At 68.6% G+C, this 19673-nt stretch carries 19 protein-coding genes; 12 read left to right on the top strand and 7 right to left on the bottom strand.

Features of this window, described 5'->3' with window-relative positions; genetic code table 11:
- Positions 1-53: 53 nt before the first annotated feature.
- Positions 54-1442 (bottom strand): class II 3-deoxy-7-phosphoheptulonate synthase, encoded by a 1389-nt coding sequence (locus ACFXNW_RS13290; RefSeq protein WP_379417881.1) that lies wholly within the window; start codon positions 1440-1442, stop codon positions 54-56.
- Between the two features lie 169 nt (positions 1443-1611).
- On the opposite strand from ACFXNW_RS13290, the gene ACFXNW_RS13295 reads away from it, so the two are divergent.
- Positions 1612-2100 (top strand): polyadenylate-specific 3'-exoribonuclease AS, encoded by a 489-nt coding sequence (locus ACFXNW_RS13295; protein ID WP_379417882.1) that lies wholly within the window; start codon positions 1612-1614, stop codon positions 2098-2100.
- 72 nt (positions 2101-2172) lie between these two features.
- Here ACFXNW_RS13295 and ACFXNW_RS13300 read toward each other — a convergent pair whose 3' ends face one another.
- From ACFXNW_RS13300 to ACFXNW_RS13315, 4 genes are read right to left on the bottom strand one after another with little or no spacing between them, the layout of a single operon-like run.
- A complete protein-coding gene (locus ACFXNW_RS13300; protein WP_379417883.1) occupies positions 2173-3816 on the bottom strand; it encodes a cytochrome bc complex cytochrome b subunit in 1644 nt (547 codons plus the stop codon).
- Positions 3813-5021, bottom strand: coding sequence for a ubiquinol-cytochrome c reductase iron-sulfur subunit (locus ACFXNW_RS13305; RefSeq protein ID WP_379417884.1), 1209 nt, complete (start codon positions 5019-5021; stop codon positions 3813-3815). The genes ACFXNW_RS13300 and ACFXNW_RS13305 overlap by 4 nt, the downstream gene beginning before the upstream one ends.
- Positions 5018-5881: a c-type cytochrome gene (locus ACFXNW_RS13310; protein ID WP_379417885.1), complete on the bottom strand. Its 864-nt coding sequence runs from the start codon at positions 5879-5881 to the stop codon at positions 5018-5020. The genes ACFXNW_RS13305 and ACFXNW_RS13310 overlap by 4 nt, the downstream gene beginning before the upstream one ends.
- A 58-nt stretch (positions 5882-5939) precedes the next feature.
- Complete coding sequence (locus ACFXNW_RS13315) at positions 5940-6548, bottom strand: heme-copper oxidase subunit III (protein WP_379417886.1); 609 nt, start codon at positions 6546-6548, stop codon at positions 5940-5942.
- Positions 6549-6786: 238 nt separating this feature from the next.
- Between ACFXNW_RS13315 and trpD the strand changes: the two genes are divergently transcribed.
- A complete protein-coding gene (gene trpD, locus ACFXNW_RS13320) occupies positions 6787-7848 on the top strand; it encodes an anthranilate phosphoribosyltransferase (RefSeq protein WP_379417887.1) in 1062 nt (353 codons plus the stop codon).
- A gap of 73 nt (positions 7849-7921) precedes the next feature.
- Positions 7922-8221 (top strand): hypothetical protein, encoded by a 300-nt coding sequence (locus ACFXNW_RS13325; protein WP_379417888.1) that lies wholly within the window; start codon positions 7922-7924, stop codon positions 8219-8221.
- A gap of 19 nt (positions 8222-8240) precedes the next feature.
- Here the strand turns inward: ACFXNW_RS13325 and ACFXNW_RS13330 are convergent, their stop codons facing one another.
- Complete coding sequence (locus tag ACFXNW_RS13330; RefSeq protein WP_163825225.1) at positions 8241-8516, bottom strand: Lrp/AsnC family transcriptional regulator; 276 nt, start codon at positions 8514-8516, stop codon at positions 8241-8243.
- 40 nt (positions 8517-8556) lie between these two features.
- Entirely contained in the window at positions 8557-10308 is a 1752-nt protein-coding gene (locus tag ACFXNW_RS13335) for a DEDD exonuclease domain-containing protein (RefSeq protein ID WP_379417889.1), read from the bottom strand.
- 594 nt (positions 10309-10902) lie between these two features.
- Here ACFXNW_RS13335 and ACFXNW_RS13340 point away from each other — a divergent pair.
- From ACFXNW_RS13340 to ACFXNW_RS13380, 9 genes are all read left to right on the top strand, one after another.
- On the top strand, positions 10903-11490 hold the full coding sequence (locus ACFXNW_RS13340; protein ID WP_379417890.1) for a C40 family peptidase: 588 nt from the start codon (positions 10903-10905) through the stop codon (positions 11488-11490).
- A 159-nt stretch (positions 11491-11649) separates the two neighbouring features.
- Entirely contained in the window at positions 11650-12714 is a 1065-nt protein-coding gene (locus tag ACFXNW_RS13345) for an NlpC/P60 family protein (RefSeq protein WP_379417891.1), read from the top strand.
- Between the two features lie 6 nt (positions 12715-12720).
- Entirely contained in the window at positions 12721-13728 is a 1008-nt protein-coding gene (locus ACFXNW_RS13350; protein ID WP_379417892.1) for a peptidase MA family metallohydrolase, read from the top strand.
- Between the two features lie 255 nt (positions 13729-13983).
- Positions 13984-15111: a glycosyltransferase family 4 protein gene (locus ACFXNW_RS13355; RefSeq protein WP_379417893.1), complete on the top strand. Its 1128-nt coding sequence runs from the start codon at positions 13984-13986 to the stop codon at positions 15109-15111.
- A 61-nt stretch (positions 15112-15172) separates the two neighbouring features.
- Positions 15173-15544 (top strand): polyketide cyclase / dehydrase and lipid transport, encoded by a 372-nt coding sequence (locus ACFXNW_RS13360; RefSeq protein WP_379417894.1) that lies wholly within the window; start codon positions 15173-15175, stop codon positions 15542-15544.
- A gap of 57 nt (positions 15545-15601) precedes the next feature.
- Positions 15602-16039: an SRPBCC family protein gene (locus ACFXNW_RS13365; protein ID WP_379417895.1), complete on the top strand. Its 438-nt coding sequence runs from the start codon at positions 15602-15604 to the stop codon at positions 16037-16039.
- 272 nt (positions 16040-16311) lie between these two features.
- Entirely contained in the window at positions 16312-17616 is a 1305-nt protein-coding gene (locus tag ACFXNW_RS13370; protein WP_379417896.1) for an ArsA family ATPase, read from the top strand.
- Entirely contained in the window at positions 17613-18443 is an 831-nt protein-coding gene (locus ACFXNW_RS13375) for a hypothetical protein (protein ID WP_379417897.1), read from the top strand. The genes ACFXNW_RS13370 and ACFXNW_RS13375 overlap by 4 nt, the downstream gene beginning before the upstream one ends.
- Positions 18440-19450, top strand: a complete 1011-nt coding sequence (locus ACFXNW_RS13380) for an ROK family protein (protein ID WP_379417898.1) — start codon at positions 18440-18442, stop codon at positions 19448-19450. The genes ACFXNW_RS13375 and ACFXNW_RS13380 overlap by 4 nt, the downstream gene beginning before the upstream one ends.
- Positions 19451-19673: the final 223 nt, after the last annotated feature.

Raw genomic sequence — 19673 nt, forward strand, 5'->3', positions numbered from 1 at the left:
TGCGGCAGCGCTGGTGCGCCTCGCACAATGGCGAGGCGCACCGGCGCCCGGGCTCAGCGCAGCATTTCCGCGACCAGGAACGCCAGCTCCAGCGACTGCTGGGTGTTCAGGCGCGGGTCGCACGCGGTCTCATATCGTCCGGACAGATCCAGGTCGGAGATGTCCTGGGCGCCGCCGAGGCATTCGGTGACGTCCTCGCCGGTCAGCTCGATATGCAGGCCCCCGGGGTGGGTGCCGAGGGCGTGGTGCACCTCGAAGAAGCCCTGCACCTCGTCGACAATGCGGTCGAAGTGGCGGGTCTTGAAACCGGTGGACGATTCGTGGGTGTTGCCGTGCATCGGATCGCACTGCCAGATCACCTGGTGACCGGTGGCCTGGACCTTCTCGATGATCGGCGGCAGGGCCTCGCGGACCTTGCCGTTGCCCATCCGCGACACGATGGTCAACCGGCCGGGCTCATTGTTCGGATCGAGCCGCTCGACGTACTCCACGGCCTGATCTGGCGTGGTGGTGGGCCCGATCTTGAGGCCGATCGGGTTCGCCAGCAGTTCCGCGAACGCGATGTGCGCGCCTTCGAGCTGACGGGTGCGCTCCCCGATCCACAGGAAGTGCGCCGACAGGTCGTAGAGCACCGGCTCACCGGTCGCGGGGCTCTCCCCCAGGCGCAGCATGGCGCGCTCGTAGTCGAGTACCAGGGCCTCGTGGCTGGCGTAGATGCGCGCGGACTGCAGGCTCGGATCGTTGACCCGGCAGGCGGTCATGAACCGCAGGCCGCGGTCGATCTCGCCGGCCAGCGCCTCATAGCGGGCGCCTGCCGGGGACTGGGCGACGAAATCGCGGTTCCAGTCGTGCACCCGGTGCAGGTCGGCCATGCCCGCGCCGGTCAGCGCGCGCACCAGGTTCATCGCGGCGCTGGCATTGGCGTAGGCGCGCACCAGCCGTGAGGGGTCGTGCTCGCGCAGCGCCGCGTCGGCGGCAAGTGAATTGACCATATCGCCGCGGTAGGACCGCAGGCCGAGCGAATCGGTGTCGGAGGAGCGCGGCTTCGCGTACTGGCCCGCGATCCGCGCCACCTTCACCACCGGCAGGCTCGCGCCGTAGGTGAGCACCACCGCCATTTGCAGCAGGGTGCGGATATTTCCGCGGATATGCGGCTCGGTGTTGTCGGCGAAGGTCTCCGCGCAGTCACCGCCCTGGAGCAGGAACGCCTCGCCGCGCGCCACCTCGGCGAGCCGCTCACGCAGCTCCTCCACCTCGGCGGGCACGCAGATCGGCGGGACGCTCTCCAGTACGGTCCGCATCTTCGCCGCCTGTCCGGCATCCCAGGACGGCTGCTGCAGAGCGGGCCGGGCCAGCGCGTCGTCCAGCCGTCTGCGCAGCTGCTCCGGCAGCGGCGGCAGCTCGGGCAAACGATCGATGGGTACGTCGACGGTCCAGTTCACCCGTTCAGAATACGGACCCGCTCCCGGCGACGGGCATCCGCGCAGCCAACTTCTCGCTCCGGCCGCGGTCCCGGTGACCGCGTCCGGTGTTCGGGCAGGCCGTCGTTCGGTCGGCATACCACCAGGCCGTACCCTCGGGCGGACCAAGTTTCGGGAGGAGACCGGCTTTGTGAAGTACTTCTATGACGCGGAATTCATCGAGGACGGAAAGGTGATCGACCTCGTATCGATCGCGGTGGTCAGCGAGGACGGCCGCGAATACTATGCCGTATCCACCGAATTCGATGCCGATCGCGCCGGGCCGTGGGTGCGTAAGAACGTGTTGCCCAAGCTGCCGTCCCCGGCGTCGCCACTGTGGCGCAGCCGCAGGCAGATCCGCGACGAGCTCTACAAGTTCCTGGTGCCGCGCCCGACGGTGCGACCGGAGCTGTGGGCCTGGGTGGGGGCCTACGACCACGTGGTGCTGTGCCAGCTGTGGGGGTCGATGGTGGACCTGCCGCCCGCACTGCCGCGCTACACCAACGAGCTCCGTCAGCACTGGGACGCGCACGGGCGGCCGGATCTGCCGCCGGTACCCACCGACGCCCATGATGCGCTGGCCGACGCCCGCCACAACCTGGCCAAATACGAGGCCATCGAGGCATCGCGCCGCCGCTGAGAACCACTCGGCCCATAACCGAAAGCAGGCCCCGAGTCGCATCCGACTCGGGGCCTGCTTCGCGATCAGCGATCAGTGACTGTGCTTGCCACCATTGCCGTTGGCGTCGTCCTGTGCCTTCTGCAGGACGGCGAGCTGCTTGTGCTCTTCGGCCAGCTCGGTGGCGAAGTGCTGCTCGCTTTCCTGCCAGGGGTCGGCCCGCAGGAAGCTGCCGGTGCCGGGCTGGCCGGCCGAACCGAGCTGGTTCATCTTCTTGGGCACCACGGCACCCTGATACTCCAGCGGGATCGGGTGGCCGTGCTCGTCGACCGGACCCAGCGGCTGGTGCACCTCGATGTACTCACCGTGCGGCAGCCGCTTGATCACACCGGTCTCGATGCCGTGCTCGAGCACCTCCCGGTCACTGCGCTGCAAGCCCAGGCAGAACCGGTAGGTCAGGAAGTACGCGATCGGCGGCCCGAGCAGCAGACCGATACGACCGACCCAGGTGGTCGCGTTCAGCGAGATGTTGAACTTCAGCGCGATGATGTCGTTGACGCAGGCCAGGGTCAAGATCACGTAGAAGGTGATCGCCATGGCACCGATCGCGGTACGCACCGGAACGTCACGCGGACGCTGCAGCAGGTTGTGGTTGGCGGTGTCCTTGGTCAGCCGCTTCTCGATCCACGGGTAGGCGATCAGCAGTGTGAACACCAGACCCATGATCAACGCGACCCAGAACACTGCTGGGATCGTGTAGCGACCCAGGTAGAGCTCCCACGGCGGCATCAGACGCGCCAAACCGTCGGTCCACATCATGTAGAAGTCGGGCTGTGAACCGGCCGAGACCTGCGACGGGTTGTAGGGCCCGATATTCCAGATCGGGTTGATCTGCAGGACACCACCCATGATGCCGACGAAGCCGAGGGTGAAGGCGAAGAACGCGCCCTGATCCGCGGCGAACACCGGCACGATGCGGGCACCGACGACGTTGTTCTCGGTCCGGCCGGGGCCGGGGTACTGGGTGTGCTTCTGGTACCAGACGATGGCCACGTGTGCCGCGATCAGCGCAAGCATGATGCCGGGGAACAGCAGCACGTGCGCGATGTAGAGGCGCGGGATGATGATCTCGCCGGGGAAGTCGCCGCCGAACATCAACCAGTGCAACCAGGTACCCACCACCGGCACACCGATGGTGATACCGGAGAACGCGGCCCGCAGACCGGTACCCGAGAGCAGGTCGTCGGGCAGCGAGTAACCGAAGAAGCCTTCGAACATCGCCATGATCAGCAGCAGCGAACCGATCACCCAGTTCGCCTCACGCGGCTTGCGGAACGCACCGGTGAAGAAGATGCGCAGCAGGTGCACGATGATCGAGGCCGCGAACAGCAGCGCCGCCCAGTGATGCACCTGACGCACGAACAGGCCACCGCGCACCTCGAAGGAGATGTTCAGCGCCGTCTCATAGGCCCGCGACATACCGACACCGCGCAGCGGCTGGTACGAGCCGTCATAGACGACGTGGCTCATCGACGGGTCGAAGTACAGCGTCAGGTACACACCCGACAGCAGCAGGATGATGAACGCATACAGCGCGATCTCACCGAGCAGGAACGACCAGTGGGTCGGGAAGACCTTGTTGATCGACCGGCGCATGAACGCGGCGGCGCGGTACCGCTCGTCCACGGCGTCGGCTTGGGCACCGACCTTCCGGCCGATTGCTGTTCCAGAACTCATGAACGACGCTCCCAGAAGGCCGGGCCGAGCGGCTCGATGAAGTCGCTCGCGGCGACCAGGAAGCCCTCGGAGTTGACGGTGATCGGCAGCTGCGGCAGCGCGCGCGCGGCAGGACCGAAGACTGGCTTACCCCACTCGGTCGCCGAGAACTGCGACTGGTGGCAGGGGCACAGGATCCGGTTGGTCTGCTGCTCGTAGAGCGAGGTCGGGCAGCCGAGGTGGGTGCAGATCTTCGAGTAGGCGAAGTAGTCGCCGAAGTTGAAGCTCTCCTGGCCCTTACGCTTGATGGCCTTCTGCGCGTCTTCGGTGCGCAGCCGGATCAGCATGACGGCGTTGCGAATACCGCGCAGCGACTGCAGGGTCTCGTGCTCATCCCCACGCCAGGCTTCCTTCCACGGGAACACCGTCTCCATGGCACCCGCGTCCAGATCCTCCGGGCGCACCAGCACGATGTCCTGGGGACGGCCGGTGTCGCGGCGCAGGTAGATGGTCTGGCCCTCCCAGTCCGGGGTCCAGCCCGAGACCCACAGCGGCGACTTGTCGCCCTTGGCCCACGGGTTCTTGATCATGCCGCCGACGAACAGCGCGGCCGATCCGAGACCGACGACGCCGAGACCGGCCCCCGCGGTGCGGGTGATCAGCTTGCGACGACCCAGCGTTGAGGTTTCCCCCGCATCGGACAGCTGGGCGACCAGCGTCCGGCGGTCGACCTCGCTGGAGCGACCGTCGTGGCGCTCCTGGATGGACAGTTCGGCCGGGATGAACTTCTTGCGGATCAGCACGACCGCGATGCCGATCGCGAGGATCGAGACACCGAAGGTGATGCCGTAGAGCGGCGTGGCCAGCGAGTACAGGCCGTGTCCTTCGGACTCCTTGCCCTTGTACTCCCACGGCCAGAACAGGTAGACACCGACCAGTGCGGCCGCGGCCAGACCGGAGATGGCGAACCACAGCGCCACCTGACGCTCGGCGCGCTTCTCGGCGCGGGTACCCGGAACCGGGAACCGCTCACGCCGGTAGGCGACGTCGACGCCGTCCATCTTGGTGCCGAGTTCGACCAGCTCGTCCCGCGTCATCGCGTCCAGCTCGGCCTCGGTGGGCTCCGCGGCGGCGTGACCGGTGGGCTTCACCGTCTTCTTCGACAGCTCGGCACTGGATCCCTCATCCGGGCGCCCCATGTCGTCTCGCTCCTTGTCGTCTGTCATGACCTCGATCCGATCCACATCGCGGCGCCGACGGTCAGCACGATGCCGACCACCCAGATGGCCAGGCCTTCGGTCGCGGGGCCGAAGCCGCCGAGGCCGTAGCCGCCGGGCGAGTTGGCCTCCACCGAGTCCTTGACGTAGGCGACGATGTCGCGCTTCTCTTCCGGGCTCAGCTGCCGGTCGGAGAACTTCGGCATGTTCTGCGGGCCGGTCAGCATCGCGGCGTAGATCTGCTGCTCGGAGGCGGGCTCGAGCGGCGGCGCGTACTTACCCGACGACAGCGCACCGCCACGACCGGTGAAGTTGTGGCAGGAGGCGCAGTTCATGCGGAACAGCTCACTACCGCGGGCGATATCCGCGCCACGCAGCGATTCCTGGGCGATCGAACCGTCGGCATCGCGGATCACCGACGGACCGCCACCGTTGGCGGCCACGTAGGCGCCGATGGCGTCGGTCTGGTGGGCGTCGAACTTGGCGGGCTTGCGCTCGGCCTGGGCCTCGTTGCGCGTCATCGGCATACGACCGGAGGACACCTGGAAGTACACCGCGGCCTCGCCGACGCCGATCAGGCTCGGGCCACGATCCTGCACACCCTGCAGGTTCGCGCCGTGGCAGGTGATGCACGAGGTGTCATACAGCTGCTGACCTTCGCGGATCAGTGCCGACTTGTCCTCGTTCGCGGTCGCGATCTGCGGCTCGGGGGTGAGGGCCGAGGCGAGGAAGCCGGCTCCGACGAGACCCACCAGAAGCGCGAGCCCGCCCGCGATGCGGCGGCGGACGCGGCGCTGCCTGCGCGTCTTGCTGGCCTGGCCGTGCCCGGGGCTGGCGGGCTCTGGCGCTGATGGGGGAGATGAACTCATCTGTGTCCCTTTGGAGTAGACGGAACCGACTTGTGCAAAAGCTTCCACTGAGCCCGGGTCAGCGGACGAAGTAGATCGTGGCGAACAGCCCGATCCAGACGATGTCGACGAAGTGCCAGTAATAGGACACGACGATCGCGGCGGTGGCCTGCGCCGGGGTGAACTTGCTCAGCTTGGTGCGCACCAGCAGGAACACGAACGCGATCAGACCACCGATGACGTGCAGACCGTGGAACCCGGTGGTGATGAAGAACACCGAACCGTAGGAGCTGCTCGAGATCGTGGTGCCCTCTTGGGCGAGGCTGTAGTACTCATAACCCTGGCCGAGCACGAAGAACGTGCCCATCGCGAGGGTGAGCGCGTACCAGCGCCGCAGGCCGAAGACGTCACCGCGCTCCGCGGCGAAGACACCCAGCTGGCAGGTGAACGACGAGGCGATCAGCACGGCGGTCACCGGCACGGCCAGCTTCATGTTCAGCTCGGTCGGCTCCGGCGGCCACTCGGTGGACTGCGCACGCGCGACGAAGTACATCGCGAACAGGCCGGCGAAGAACATCAGCTCGCTGGACAGCCAGATGATGGTGCCGACACTGACCATGTTGGGCCGGTTCAGCGAATGCACACGCTGAGTAATGGCCGATCCTGGGGTGCCTACTGCGGTCGTCACGGGGGTAAGTATGACTCGTCGTAGTACGACAGGAGTACCCGGGTACGAAACTTGCCCGTGCGTGTCGGATTTGGTGGTACCGCTTCCTGGGAGAACGCCGGGAAATCGGCCAGGAAGATCAAGTACACGCGCCGTGCGCCGGGCTCGCGAACAGATATCGAAAGACCGCGTCGGGGTGGGCGCATTAGGGTTGTTGCCTACGAGACTGGTGGGCGTACCAGTGTGATGGGAGATGTTGATGAGCGTGCGCAGCTGGCCCCAGGTGCTCGGCACCCTCGCCGACGGTGGCGACCTGACCGCGGACGACACCGAATGGGTGATCAACGAGATCTTCTCCGACAATGCGACGCCGGCGCAGATCGCCGCGTTCGGCGTCGCGATCAAGATCAAGGGCCCGACCTCGGCGGAGTTGACCGGGCTCGCCACCGGCATGCTCGGGCACGCCAGGCTCGTGCACATCGACGGCGACGCGGTCGACATCGTCGGCACCGGCGGCGACCGTTCCGGCTCGGTGAACATCTCCACCATGTCCTCGATCGTGGTCGCTGCCGCGGGGGTGCCGGTCATCAAGCACGGCAATCGGGCCGCCAGCTCCAAGAGCGGTGGCGCCGACGTGCTGGAAGCGCTCGGCGTGCGGCTGGCCCTCGGCCCGGAATCGGTGGCGCGCTGTGTGCGCGAGGTCGGCATCGGGTTCTGTTTCGCACCGCTGTTCCATCCCGCACTGCGCTTCGCGGGGCCCGCGCGCAAAGAGATCGGCATTCCGACCGTGTTCAACGTGCTCGGACCGCTCACCAATCCGGCACAGCCGCGCGCAGGCCTGGTCGGCTGCGCGTTCGCGGATCTGCTGCCCAAGATCGCGGGCGTCTTTACCGAACGCGGCAGCAGCGCGCTGGTGGTGCGCGGCAACGACGGACTCGACGAGATCACCACCTCCGACACCACCGACGTCTGGGTCGTCTCGAACGGCCGGATGCGTGAGGCGACCATAGATCCGACCCGCTTCGGGTTCCCGCGCGTCGATCTCGACGCGCTGCGCGGCGGAGACGCGCAGGTCAACGCCGGCGTGGCGCGTGATGTGCTGGCCGGGACGCCCGGCGCGGTACGCGATGCGGTGCTGGTCAACTCCGGCGCGGCCATCGTGGCCTACGACCTGTCCCAGGGGGCGGGGAATCCGGAGGCCGAGCTGGACGATCAGCTCGCCGCCGGGATCGAGCGGGCCGCCGCAGCGATCGACAGTGGGCAGGCGGCCGCACTGCTGGATCGGTGGGCGAAGCTGACCAACACGCTCGGCGACTCCTGATCGTCGGCCTGTCCAGCAAACTTTCGGCCGGGGCTATACAGTTGCGCGGTCCGATCGTGGTCTGGAGGTAGGCATGAGTCGCGGTGTGCCCGTGGTATCCGGCACTCTGCTCGCCGCACTCGCGGTGGCAACCGTCCTCGGCGCCGGGCCCGCCGGGGCCGCGCGCGGCGGGCTGGTGGTCGACGGCACCGTGCATCACAATCCGTCGGGCTGCGTCGAGGTCGGCGGTGGTGCCCGCACGCTGAAGCTGGAGAACCACACCGACGTCCCGGTGACCGTGTTCTATGGGCGCGGCTGCCGCGGCGAGGTGACCGCGACCCTGGCCTCGCGTGAGGTCCGCACGGTCACCGGCGCATCGATCCAGGTCCCCTGAGCCTCGAGTCGGCTCGGCCTCATTCCCCCAGCGAGAACCCCGCCTCGACATCGGCGCGCGAATAGGACTTGAACGCGATGTGGGTGGTCGTGCGCACGACACCATCGGTCTTGTCGATGCGGCCGGTCACCACCTCGGCGATCTGCTCATGGTCGCGTACCCGGACCACCGCGATGAGGTCGACATCGCCCGCGCAGGAGTAAACCTCGCTGACGCCCTCGATATCGGCGACCGCCTGCGCGGTTTCCGGGATGCGGGCGTTGGCGGCGTGGATCATGACGATGGCGGTAATCATGGGACCAACCCTATGCGTTGGGGTCGCGGCGCAGTCGCGGTCAGCCGGAGACTCGCGCATAGTCCTCGGCCTCCGATTCCGACGCTGCCGCCGCCTCGGCCGCTGCCGCCCAGGCGAGCCGACGGCCCGCACCGTGTCGCGGCTCGCAGTAGCCCTCACTGGTCCGCACGATGCGCACACCCGGCCGGGCCAGCCAGCGCGTCACCAGGCCTGCCTCTTCCGGTGAGCCGCCGCGCAACGGCGACAGATCGTCGTCGTCGCAGACGACGGTTTCCGCGGCCGCGACAATCCGTTCCACCACCGGCATCGGCGCCACTCCCCTGATCGCCGTTCCCGCACCCGCCAGGCGGCCGTAGCGGATCACCGCGAACTCCCAGCCGCCGCCACCATCGGGGTGGGCTGCGACGAGTTCGGCGATACGGGAGATCGCGGCCAGCCGCTGGGTGCGATGCAAGGCACGGATCACTGTCACCGCACGGTCGCGCAACCGCGCGGCTGCCTCGAAATGCTCTGCGCCGGAGTGAGTTCGGAGACGTTCGAGCATCGCGCACACACCTTCGTCATCGGTGCCCGCGAACAGCGCGCGCACCGATTCCGGCACCCGCGCGTATTCCTTACTATTAAGGGGCATTCCACCGGCCGCTGCCGAGCAGCCACCGATCACCGCGGGTGGGCAGTCGTGAATTGCCGTGCGCGACAAGCGAGTTGTGCAGGTACGCAGCCCGCTGAACTCGGCGATGGTCGCCGCCACATCGGCGGCGTCGGTCCTGCCGCCGAACGGGCCGATCGCATCGACGGTGGGATTGCGGACGATGGCGAAGCGCGGGAACGGTTCGTCGGTGAGGGTGATCCACCAGCCGCGCTTGGGAAATTTGGAGCGCCGGTTGTAGGGCGGCGCATGCGCGAGCAGCAACCGCAGTTCCCGTACCCCTGCCTCCAGTCCGTGCGCGCATTCGACATGGTCGATGCGGGTGGCCAGCGAGACCATCTCCTTCATCCGCCCGCGGGTCTCCGAGCCAGTGAAGTAGGTGCGCACGCGACGGCGCAGATTCACCGCCGTCCCTATATAGAGGACTTCATCGGACGGGCCGCGGAACAGATAGACACCGGGCCGCGCGGGCAGGTCCGCGGCCAGTCCGCGTTTGGCGCGCTGGCCCGAGGTGACGTCGGGCAGGTAGTCGATCAGCTCGGTGAGGCTGTGGACCCCCTGATTGCCCACGCGCGCCATCAGGGCGTGCAGCACGTCGACGGTGGCCCTGGCGTCGGCGAGAGCGCGATGGTTCGGCTGGGTACTCGCACCGAGCAGCCGGGCCAATGCGCTCAACCGCACCGACGGAGCCTCGTCGCGGGCCAGCACCCGCCGGGCGAGCTTGACGGTGCACACCACCTGAGCTCCGGGCCATGGCGTCTCGCTCCGGGCCGCCGCGGCGCGCAGGAACGCCATATCGAATCTCGCATTGTGGGCAACCAGCACCGCACCCTTGGCGAACTCCAGGAACCCTGGCAGCACCGCCTCGATCGGCGGTGCGGCGCACACCATGGCGGTGGTGATGCCGGTGATGTGCACGACCGCGGGCGGGATGGCACGGCCGGGATCGACCAGCGTCGCGAATTCGCCGAGCACTTCACCACCGCGGACCTTGACCGCACCGATCTCGGTGATGGCGTCCGATTCCGGGCTGGTACCGGTGGTCTCCAGGTCGACGACGACGAAGACGGTGTCGTAGAGCGGAGTGTCGAGTTCGTCGAAGGCCAGTTGCACGGCGGCGCGGCGCGGGACGGAGTCGGACACGGCGTGCAGCGTACGACCGGGGTCCGACACGTTCGGCGCCGGCGACGGGCCGAGGTCACCTCCGCGGCAAGCGCGCAGAATCGGCGCGGAATGTCCGAATTACACGCGTGAGGTTTTCGTTTTGGTACCCGCTAAATGATCTCCAATGCACAAAAGCGGCGTAGCTCACAGATTATGTGCGCGGGTATCAATCATCGGGCGTGTCGGATTCCAGCCAGACCGCCGTAGGTCGCCCCATGCCCCTTCACCCGCCATTCCGGCCATCTACCATCTCGCGACCGGGCCGCTCAGCCGCAAAGATGTCCTGTGAACTGCGGATAATGCCCGGTCGACGATCGGCAGCAAGGTTTCCTGTTACTTCGAGTAACGCCTGTTCGTCATCCGCGTTCGCCGACAAAACAACGCGTCGTTATCGTTTCGTGATTATTGTGACGCATATCGCAGGCCGCCCGCGCCGAATTGTTGACCATTGTCGTTTCGCTTGTTCGCGGCTTTACAAACCACCGTGATCGGTTCGTAACCTCATCGAGACCTCGCGGAGTCCGACCCACCACCCCGGTGCGGCGTCGTGAGGCAGATTGGGAGTACCGCATCATGGCGTCCACCACCGTCAAACGACAGGCCAAGCGTGCCGTTGCGGCCGGAGCCGTCGGCGCTGCCACCATCGGCGCGTTCCTGCTTCCCGCCGCTCCCGCGGCGGCCGCACCGGTCACCGTCCCCGGCGTCGGTACCTTCGACGTCCCGGACCAGATCGTGAACCAGATCCCCGGCGGCCTGCCCGCCGTGCCGGGTCTGCAGATCCCCGCCCCCGCGCCGCTGCCCTTCACCGCTCCGACCAAGACCCTCGGCCAGTCGGCGCTCGACGCCGCCATGTCCAAGGTCGGCTCGCCGTACGTCTACGGCGCCGCGGGCCCGAACGCCTTCGACTGCTCCGGCCTCGTGCAGTGGTCCTACCGCCAGGCCGGCCGTGACGTGCCGCGCACCAGTGGCGCCCAGCTGGCTTCGGGCGCACCGGTGTCGATGGACCAGCTGCAGGCCGGCGATGTCGTGTCCTTCTACGGCGGCGGCCACTCCGGCATCTACGCCGGTGACGGCAACGTCGTGCACGCCTCCACCGCGGGCACCCCGGTGCAGGTCGCACCGATCTCCTCCATGCCGGTCGCCGGCGCGGTTCGTTTCTGACCCGCACCCCTCGGGGCCCGCACCGTTGCCTACGGTGCGGGCCCCGGCCGGTCCGGTGGCTGTGATCGGTTCGTGCTGGACTGGACACCGACGGTCGCCGTTCCGTAACCTAATCGAGACCTTTCCGCGGCTTCACACGAGAACGGGGCACGGCAGGCAGTGGCAGCACAACTCCGCAGTCGAGGTAGGAAACGCCTGGCAGGGGCGACGATCACAGCAGGACTACTCACCGTGGCGCTCTATGGCGGCGGTCCTGCCGGTGCCGATCCGGCCACGCTGCCCACCACAGCAAGCGATGCCGTGCAGCGGATGATCGACCTGTCCCGCGAGTCCGAGCAGCTCAACCAGCAGGCCCTCGGCGCGCAGGCCGACTTCGACGCCAAGTTCGCCATCCAGCGCGACGCCGAAGCCACGCTCGCCACGGCCACCGACGCCGTCAACGCCGCACGTGCCGAGGTCCGCAAGTATCAGCCGGTCATCGACCGCACCGCGATCGCCGCCTATCAGGGCGCGCGCACCAACCGGCTGTTCTCCGTCCTCGTCAGCGATTCGCCGCAGCAGCTGCTCGACCAGATGTCCACCCTCGACGTGGTGGCCACCCAGACCTCGAACCAGCTGAAGCAGTACAAGAAGGCCACCGACGCCGCGACCGCTGCCGAAACCACCGCGCGCACCGCCGCCGACGATGCCCGCACCGCCGCCGACAAGGCCAACAGCGTGCGCGGCGATATGGAACGCAAACGCGCCGATCTCCAAGGCGCGATCGTGCAGGTCATCGAGGCATGGGGCACCCTGTCGGCCAAGGACAAGTCGGCGCTGGCCGGTTCACCGTTCCCGCCCGGATTCGATCGTGACACGCTGCTGAGCGGGCTGGTCCCCGGTAGCGGCACCAGTGCACTGGCCGCCGGACTCACCCGCGTCGGCGATCCCTACGTCTGGGGCGCCACCGGCCCCGACCAGTTCGACTGCTCCGGCCTGGTCCAGTGGGCGTTCAAGCAGGTCGGCAAGGATGTGCCGCGCACCAGCTCCGCTCAGGCCTCCTACGGCACGCCGGTCGCCAAGGGCGATCTTCGCCCCGGCGACGTCGTGTTCTTCTACCCCGATATCACTCACGTCGGCATCTACGCGGGCAACGGCCTGATGCTGCACGCCTCCACGTTCGGCGTTCCGGTCGCTGTCGCGCCGATGGGTTCCACGCCTTATCACTCGGCCAGGCGATACTGAGCACCGATGAACGGTGTGCGGCGCGTCCGTAACTGGCTGTCGGAGCGACGGCGCTTCGAGTTCTGTCTCACCACCGTCATGGTGGTTCTGCTGACCGGTACCTGTGCCGCGCTATTACTGCTGCCCGACTCGGTGATGGCCCCGTTGCGGGCGGCAAGGCCGGGCAGCACCACCGCTCCCGTCGCCGGGCAGCTTCCCCTCGCCGACGCGCGGCTGACCGAGATCCGGCGCATCGCGGAGCCGTTCGGTCCGCTCGTGACCAGGCAGGTGGCCACCGGCGGCACACAACCGGCGCTGGTCATCGGCCATCCGCGGCAACAGCGTGAGGTCGATATCCTCGCCGACGAGCTCGCCGCGGCGACCACGGCCGTCACCGATCTGTGGGGCCAGGACTGGTCGCGTGCCGCCGTGGTCGTGGTGTCCACCGCCCCCGCCGAGTTCGCCGCCCTGGTCCGGGCGAGCACCGACCTGCCCGGCGAGATCGCCGCCGCGACGGTGTCGGATCCGTTCACCCCCGGCGCCGAGCCGACCGGCCAGCGCGTGGTCTTCGGCCCCGACGCCGGGCGCCGCCTTGACCCCGAGGGCATGCGTGCTCTGCTGCGTCACGAACTCACCCATGTCGCCACCAGGGCATCAACGGTCGACGGCTCCCCGCAGTGGCTGTTGGAAGGCTTCGCCGAATACGCCGCCCACCGCGGCCGCGATCGATCCTTCACCGATATCGCCCCCACCCTGGCCACCAAGCTGGCCACCGGCACCGTCCCCGCCGACCTGCCCGCCGACACCGAATTCACCGGCGCCGACGCCGCCACCGCCTACGAGCTGGCGTGGTCGATCTGCGCCTACCTCGCCGACACCTACAACGACGACCACCTGGTCGCCCTCTACCGCCGCCTAGCTTCCGGCCCCCAGTCCCCCGCCACCGAAGATGCGGCCCTTCGCGAAGTCCTCGGCACCAGCCGCACCGACCTGATCCCCGCCTGGCAGAGCTGGTTGCGCGTCCGCCCTGCGTGATCCCCGTAGCTCGCGTCCACACCGCGTGATTCCCGTTGCTGCGGTACCGCGGGGTGCAACCACATACAGCGGCCGGCAAAACCACAATCTTCCGAGCGAAGCGAGACCGAGCAACAAAGTTCGCGGCCCGTCTCGCGTCTCCGCTGCCGCTGCGCAAGCCGAAGGCAAGCAGCGGTAGCGGAGACGCGAGACACCCAGGGGCCGCGAACACGCGGTGCCGCAGGCACCGCAAATGGGACACAGTAGGTTGGTGGCATGGCTCGAACTCTGCTGGTTACCAATGATTTCCCGCCGCGTCCCGGGGGTATCCAGTCCTATCTGCAAGCAATGGCCGGACAGCTGCCGCCCGACGACCTCGTCGTCTACGCACCGCGGTGGCGGGGCGACAGTCATGTGAAGTTCGATGCCGAGCAGAAGTTCCAGGTGGTGCGCCATCCCACGACGTTGATGCTGCCGACCCCGCTGGTGATGCGGCGGGCGGCGAAGTTGTTGCGCAGCGAGAATTGCGACACCGTCTGGTTCGGGGCGGCCGCTCCGCTGGCGGTGATGTCGCCGGTGCTGCGCCGCGCGGGTGCCGAACACATCCTGGCCAGTACGCATGGTCACGAGGTGGGGTGGTCGATGCTGCCGGGGGCCCGGCAGGCGCTGCGGGTCATCGGCGAGCACACCGATGTGGTCACCTATGTCAGCAAATACACCAGGGCGCGGTTCTCGTCGGCGTTCGGGCCGAACGCCGCACTCGAATACCTGCCGCCCGGCGTCGATCCGGACGTGTTCCGTCCCGACCCCGCCGCGCGTGCCGAGCTGCGGCAACGCTACGGGCTCGGTGACCGGCCGACCATCCTGTGCCTGTCGCGGCTGGTGCCGCGCAAGGGCCAGGACGCGCTGATCGTGGCGATGCGCGAGATCCGTGAGCGTGTCGACGGCGCGGTGCTGGTCATCGCGGGTGGCGGGCCGTACGAGGAGAAGTTGCGCGGGCTGGCCGAGGCGCTTGGCGTCACCGATGATGTCGTGTTCACCGGACGGGTGCGCTCGGACGAACTGGCCGCCCACCACACCCTCGCCGATGTCTTCGCGATGCCGTCGCGCACCCGCGGCGCGGGCCTGGACGTCGAGGGTCTCGGCATCGTCTATCTCGAGGCCTCCGCCTCCGGCGTTCCCGTCGTCGCCGGACGGTCCGGCGGCGCACCGGAAACCGTGATCGAGGGCAAGACCGGGCGCGTGGTCGACGGCCGCAAGATCGACCAGATCGTCGACGCCCTCGTCGACATCCTCGCCGATCCCGAAGCCGCCGCCCGCATGGGCGCGGCCGGCCGCGACTGGGTCGAACAGCAGTGGCGCTGGGACACCCTCGGCGCCCGCCTGCGTCAGCTGCTGCGCTGAACGCTCGCGTTGCCCTGGAGGGTTCGCGGCGGCGACCGGCGCGGAAGGTAGTGTCAGCGGCGTGAGCAGTATCCAGGTCGCAGATCAGACGTTCGTCGCCGCCTCGGGCGCGGCGGTCGGTGAAGTGCTCTCCGCGCCGGGCAAGTGGCGGCGCTGGTGGCCCGATCTGACCTTGGACGTGCGAGAAGACCGCGGCGACAAAGGAATCCGCTGGACCATCAGCGGCGCGCTGACCGGCACCATGGAGGTGTGGCTGGAACCCTCGCTGGACGGGGTGATCCTGCATTACTTCCTGCACGCCGAGCCGACGCGCCCGATCGAGCCGCGCAGGCTGGCCGAGGCCAACCGGGCGCGCCGCGTCGCGGGTAAGAAGATGGCGTTCGAGGTGAAGTCCCGGCTGGAGGCCGACCGCCCGGCCGGTGTCGCACCGTAGCTCACGACCCGACGTTTCACCGCCAGCATCGTCGCCGGAAAGGAACCGTTCACCGTCATGGCCGACCGGACCCAGAGATCGATCGTCATCGCGGCCCCGTCGCAGCAGGTGATGTCCGTTATCGCCGATCTGGCGTCCTACCCGGAGTGGGTATCGTCGGCCAAATCGGTGGAGGTGCTCGAATCCGGCCCGGACGGCCGTGCCAGGACCGCGCGTTTCGTGCTCGACGCCGGCGTCGTCAAGGACACCTACGTCCTCGCCTACAACTGGCGCCCGGACGGTAAGGCCGTCACCTGGACACTGCTCAGCGGTGACCTGCAGAAAGCGCAGAACGGCAGCTACGAGTTGGTCGACCAGTCCGACGGCGGCACCGAGGTGATCTACGAGCTCACCGTGGATCTCAACATCCCGATGATCGGCATGTTCAAACGCAAAGCCGAGAAGGTGATCACCGATACCGCGCTGAAGGAGCTGAAGAAACGGGTCGAAGGCTGACCGCGCACAGCTCCGGCGGTGGGGGGTTCGGCGCCGGGCACAGCGCAGGCGGCGGACCCGATGCCGACGCCGACAGGCACGGCGAAAGCGCAGCCATCTCCAGCAGCAGCCTCAGCGGGCCCGGTTCCGGCGGTGGGGGCTTCGGCCCGGGCGGCGGATCCAGCGCCGGCGCCGACCCACACAGCGCCGCAGACAATCGGCCCCGCACCAGCGCAGCTATGCCCGGCACCAGCGATGGACCCAGGACGAGCGAGAACACGCACCGCACTCGCGTGGAGCTGTTCATCGGAAAAGGCGGGGTCGGCAAGACGACGCTCGCGTGTGCGACCGCGATGTCGTACGCGCGGGCCGGTTCCCGGGTCCTGGTCGCCTCCCTCGATCAAGCCCATTCCCTCGGTGACGCGCTCGGCTTCCGGTTCCCGCACGATCCGGGCACCGTCGCCGGGATCGCCGCGGTGGTACCGGGACTCGAGGTGATCGAGATCGACTCCCTCGCTTTACTCGAGGACCGCTTCCGCGAGGTGGCGCGGCTCCTTGCCAATGACACCGGCCACGATCACGGCATCGATCTCGGCGCGCTGGACCCGGCGGAGCTCACTGGTCTACCCGGTGTGCAGGAACTGCTGATGCTGGTGGAGATCACCGAGTACGCAAACGAGGACGACTGGGATGTGATCGTCGTGGACTGCCCGCCGTCGGCGGACATGCTGCGCATCGTCACCGCCCCCGACACGCTGCTCGGCTACCTCGACCGGGTGTGGCCGCCGCACGCGCGCGCCATGAGCAGTATCGGCACCGATCTGCGCCGGGTAGTGCTGGCGGCGACCGTGCAGCGCATCGTCCGCGCGGTCACCGAGGTGCGCGATCTGCTGGCCGACCATGAGCGCACCAGTGCACGGCTGATCACCGTCGCCGAACGGGTCGCGGTCGCCGAATCGGCACGGGTGCGTTCGGCTGCGGCACTGCTGGGGCTGCGGCTGGACGCCGTAGTGATCAACAAGGTGCTGCCCGCGGTTCCCGAACCGACCGGGCCCGCCGACGCCGCCCATCCCGCGGTGCACTGGTACCAGAATCGGCGCGCCGAACAGCACGATGTGATCGCCGGTCTGCGCCGCGCCATGCCGGAGGTCCACGTGCTTGTCGCCGCGCATACCGGCCCGGAACCGGTGGGTGTCGGCTCGCTGGCGGCGCTGTCGTACGCCGTGGACGAGGTCGTTTCGGTCGCCGCACACGCGGACGGCGCGCGCCGCGGCCGCGGCGCGGAACTCGACACGGACCCGGTCCTGGGCAACAATCCCGCGGAGGGCGGCGCACGTTCCGGCGAACCGGTGGTTCGATGGGAGTCGGGCGCCGGGCTGCATTCGGTGTATGCGATGCGGATGCATTTGCCGGTCGCCGATCCGGCAACGCTGCGGCTGGGACGAGTGGAGGACGATTTGATCGTGGGAGCGGACGGGGTCAGGCGCCGGGTGCGGTTGGCGCCGGTGTTACGGCGGTGCACGGTCGCCGCCGCCGAACTCGACGGCGGCTATCTCATCGTCCGTTTCCAGCCGAACCCGGAGGTGTGGCCGCTGTGACCGCCACCGCCGAACCCGACGGCCTCGCCGAATTCGCCATCGAACTCAAACTGCTCGCCGAAGCCGTGCTCGAACGCGTCGAACCGGTGCTGCGGCGGGCAGCGGCGGACGGCAGCCCGGAATGGGACAACTGCAGCTGGTGCCCCGTCTGCGCGGCCGCCGCGCTGGTCCGCGGTGAACAACACGATGTGCTCTCGGCGATCGCCGACCACGGCACCGCGATTGTCACGGTGCTGCGTGAGGCGCTGGCCGGTGTGCCGGTCGAGCCGGTGATGCCGGAGGACGGTGCGGAACACGGTGTGCGGCACCGTCATCACGCCGGGGCTGGCCCCGCCACCGCATCACGTGAGGAGTCCGCCTCGGCGCACAGCCCCAGATCACAGGGCGCCGCTGCCACATCCGAGGATGCGACCGGATCCTTCGAGCCCCCCGGTGATCCCACCCCCAGTGCCGACAGCCGAGGCGCGCGTTCCGAACGCGGCCGTAGCCGGCTTCGCCGCACCACCGGCGAAGGTCGCCGCAGCTCCACACGCAAGGCCACGGCCGCCGACGCTGTCCGCGCCGATATCCGCAGCGGCGGAACCCCGGCGGAGCCCGCGGGGGTCACCCCGGAACCCGATGCGGGAAACCCGCCCGGCCGCGGCGGTACTTCGCGATCCGGCACAGGCGGGACAGCCGATCCTGGTGCCGGCAACGCACCCCGATCCCGCGCGGCCAACCCAGCCGGTGCGGGCGATTCCGGCTCTCGCGCGGGCGGTACCTCCGAATCCGGTGCGAGCACCACCCGCGCCCGCTACGTCGGCATCCCCGTGACGATCAAGCCATGACCGCAGCGGCGGCGGGTTCGCACCCACTGACCGTCGGAATCGACGTCGGCGGCACCAATATCCGTGCCTCCGTCGTCGACGGTGCGGGTGACGTGCTCGACACCGTGCAGGCGCCGACCCCGCATTCGGCGCGCGCCCTCGACGACGCCATCGACCGCGCCGTGCGTGAACTGGCCGGCCGCCACACCATCGACGCGGTGGGCCTTGCGGTGGCCGGTTTCGTCAACGGCGACCACACCACCGTCCGCTTCGCTCCGCATCTGCCCTGGCAGGACGCACCCATCGCGCAGCGGCTCACCGACCGCCTCGGCCTGCCGGTGCTACTGGAACACGACGCCAATGCCGCCATGTGGGCCGAATACCGGTTCGGCGCGGCGGCGGGCGGACACAACGTGGTGCTCGTCGCGATCGGCACCGGCATCGGCGCCGCGCTGCTCATCGACGGCAAGCTCTACCGCGGCTCCCACGGCATCGCACCCGAACTCGGGCATCTGCAGGTGGTGCCGGAGGGCCGCGCCTGCGCCTGCGGTAAACGGGGCTGCTGGGAGCGCTATTGCAGCGGAACCGCGCTCGCTGAAACCGCGATCGAACTGCTCGCCACCGATTCGGCGCCGTCGGTGCTGGCCAGGGAGGTTTTCCGGGACCCTGGCTCGCTCACCGGCCGCCGCGTCGCGGGCGCGGCACAGGACGGTGACCCGCTCGCCCTGCGCGCGATGGCCGATTTCGCCCGGTGGCTCGGCCTCGGCCTTGCCTTCGTCGCCGATATTTTCGATCCCGACTTGGTCGTCATCGCGGGCGGTGTCAGCAGTTCGGCACCGTTGTTCCTCGACGAGGCCCGCGAGGAGTACGCCGCCGCCCTCACCGGGCGCGGCCATCGTCCGCTGGCCCGCATCCGCACCACCCAACTCGGGGAGGCAGCGGGCATGATCGGCGTCGCCGATATGGCTCGGGCCGCGCTCGCCTCACCGGGTGGGGATATCTCATCGGTCGCGCACACGACTCGATGAGGGCGCGCCGGTGGGCAGCACCGGCATACTCACGGCAACCGCCTGCCGTTGCGGTCGCACGCACCGGCGAACTACCTGCGGTCTCCGAAACTCGCGCCCGTACCCAGCGCAACGGTGCACCCACACCACGCGAGTGTGGTGAGATTCGCCTCTGCGATTGGATGTGATCTGCGACCAGCGGTAAAGTCGGCAACCGAGAGGTGCCCGCCTACGATCCCGGTCC

It is taken from the genome of Nocardia sp. NPDC059180 (assembly GCF_042754945.1).
Lineage (GTDB): Bacteria > Actinomycetota > Actinomycetes > Mycobacteriales > Mycobacteriaceae > Nocardia.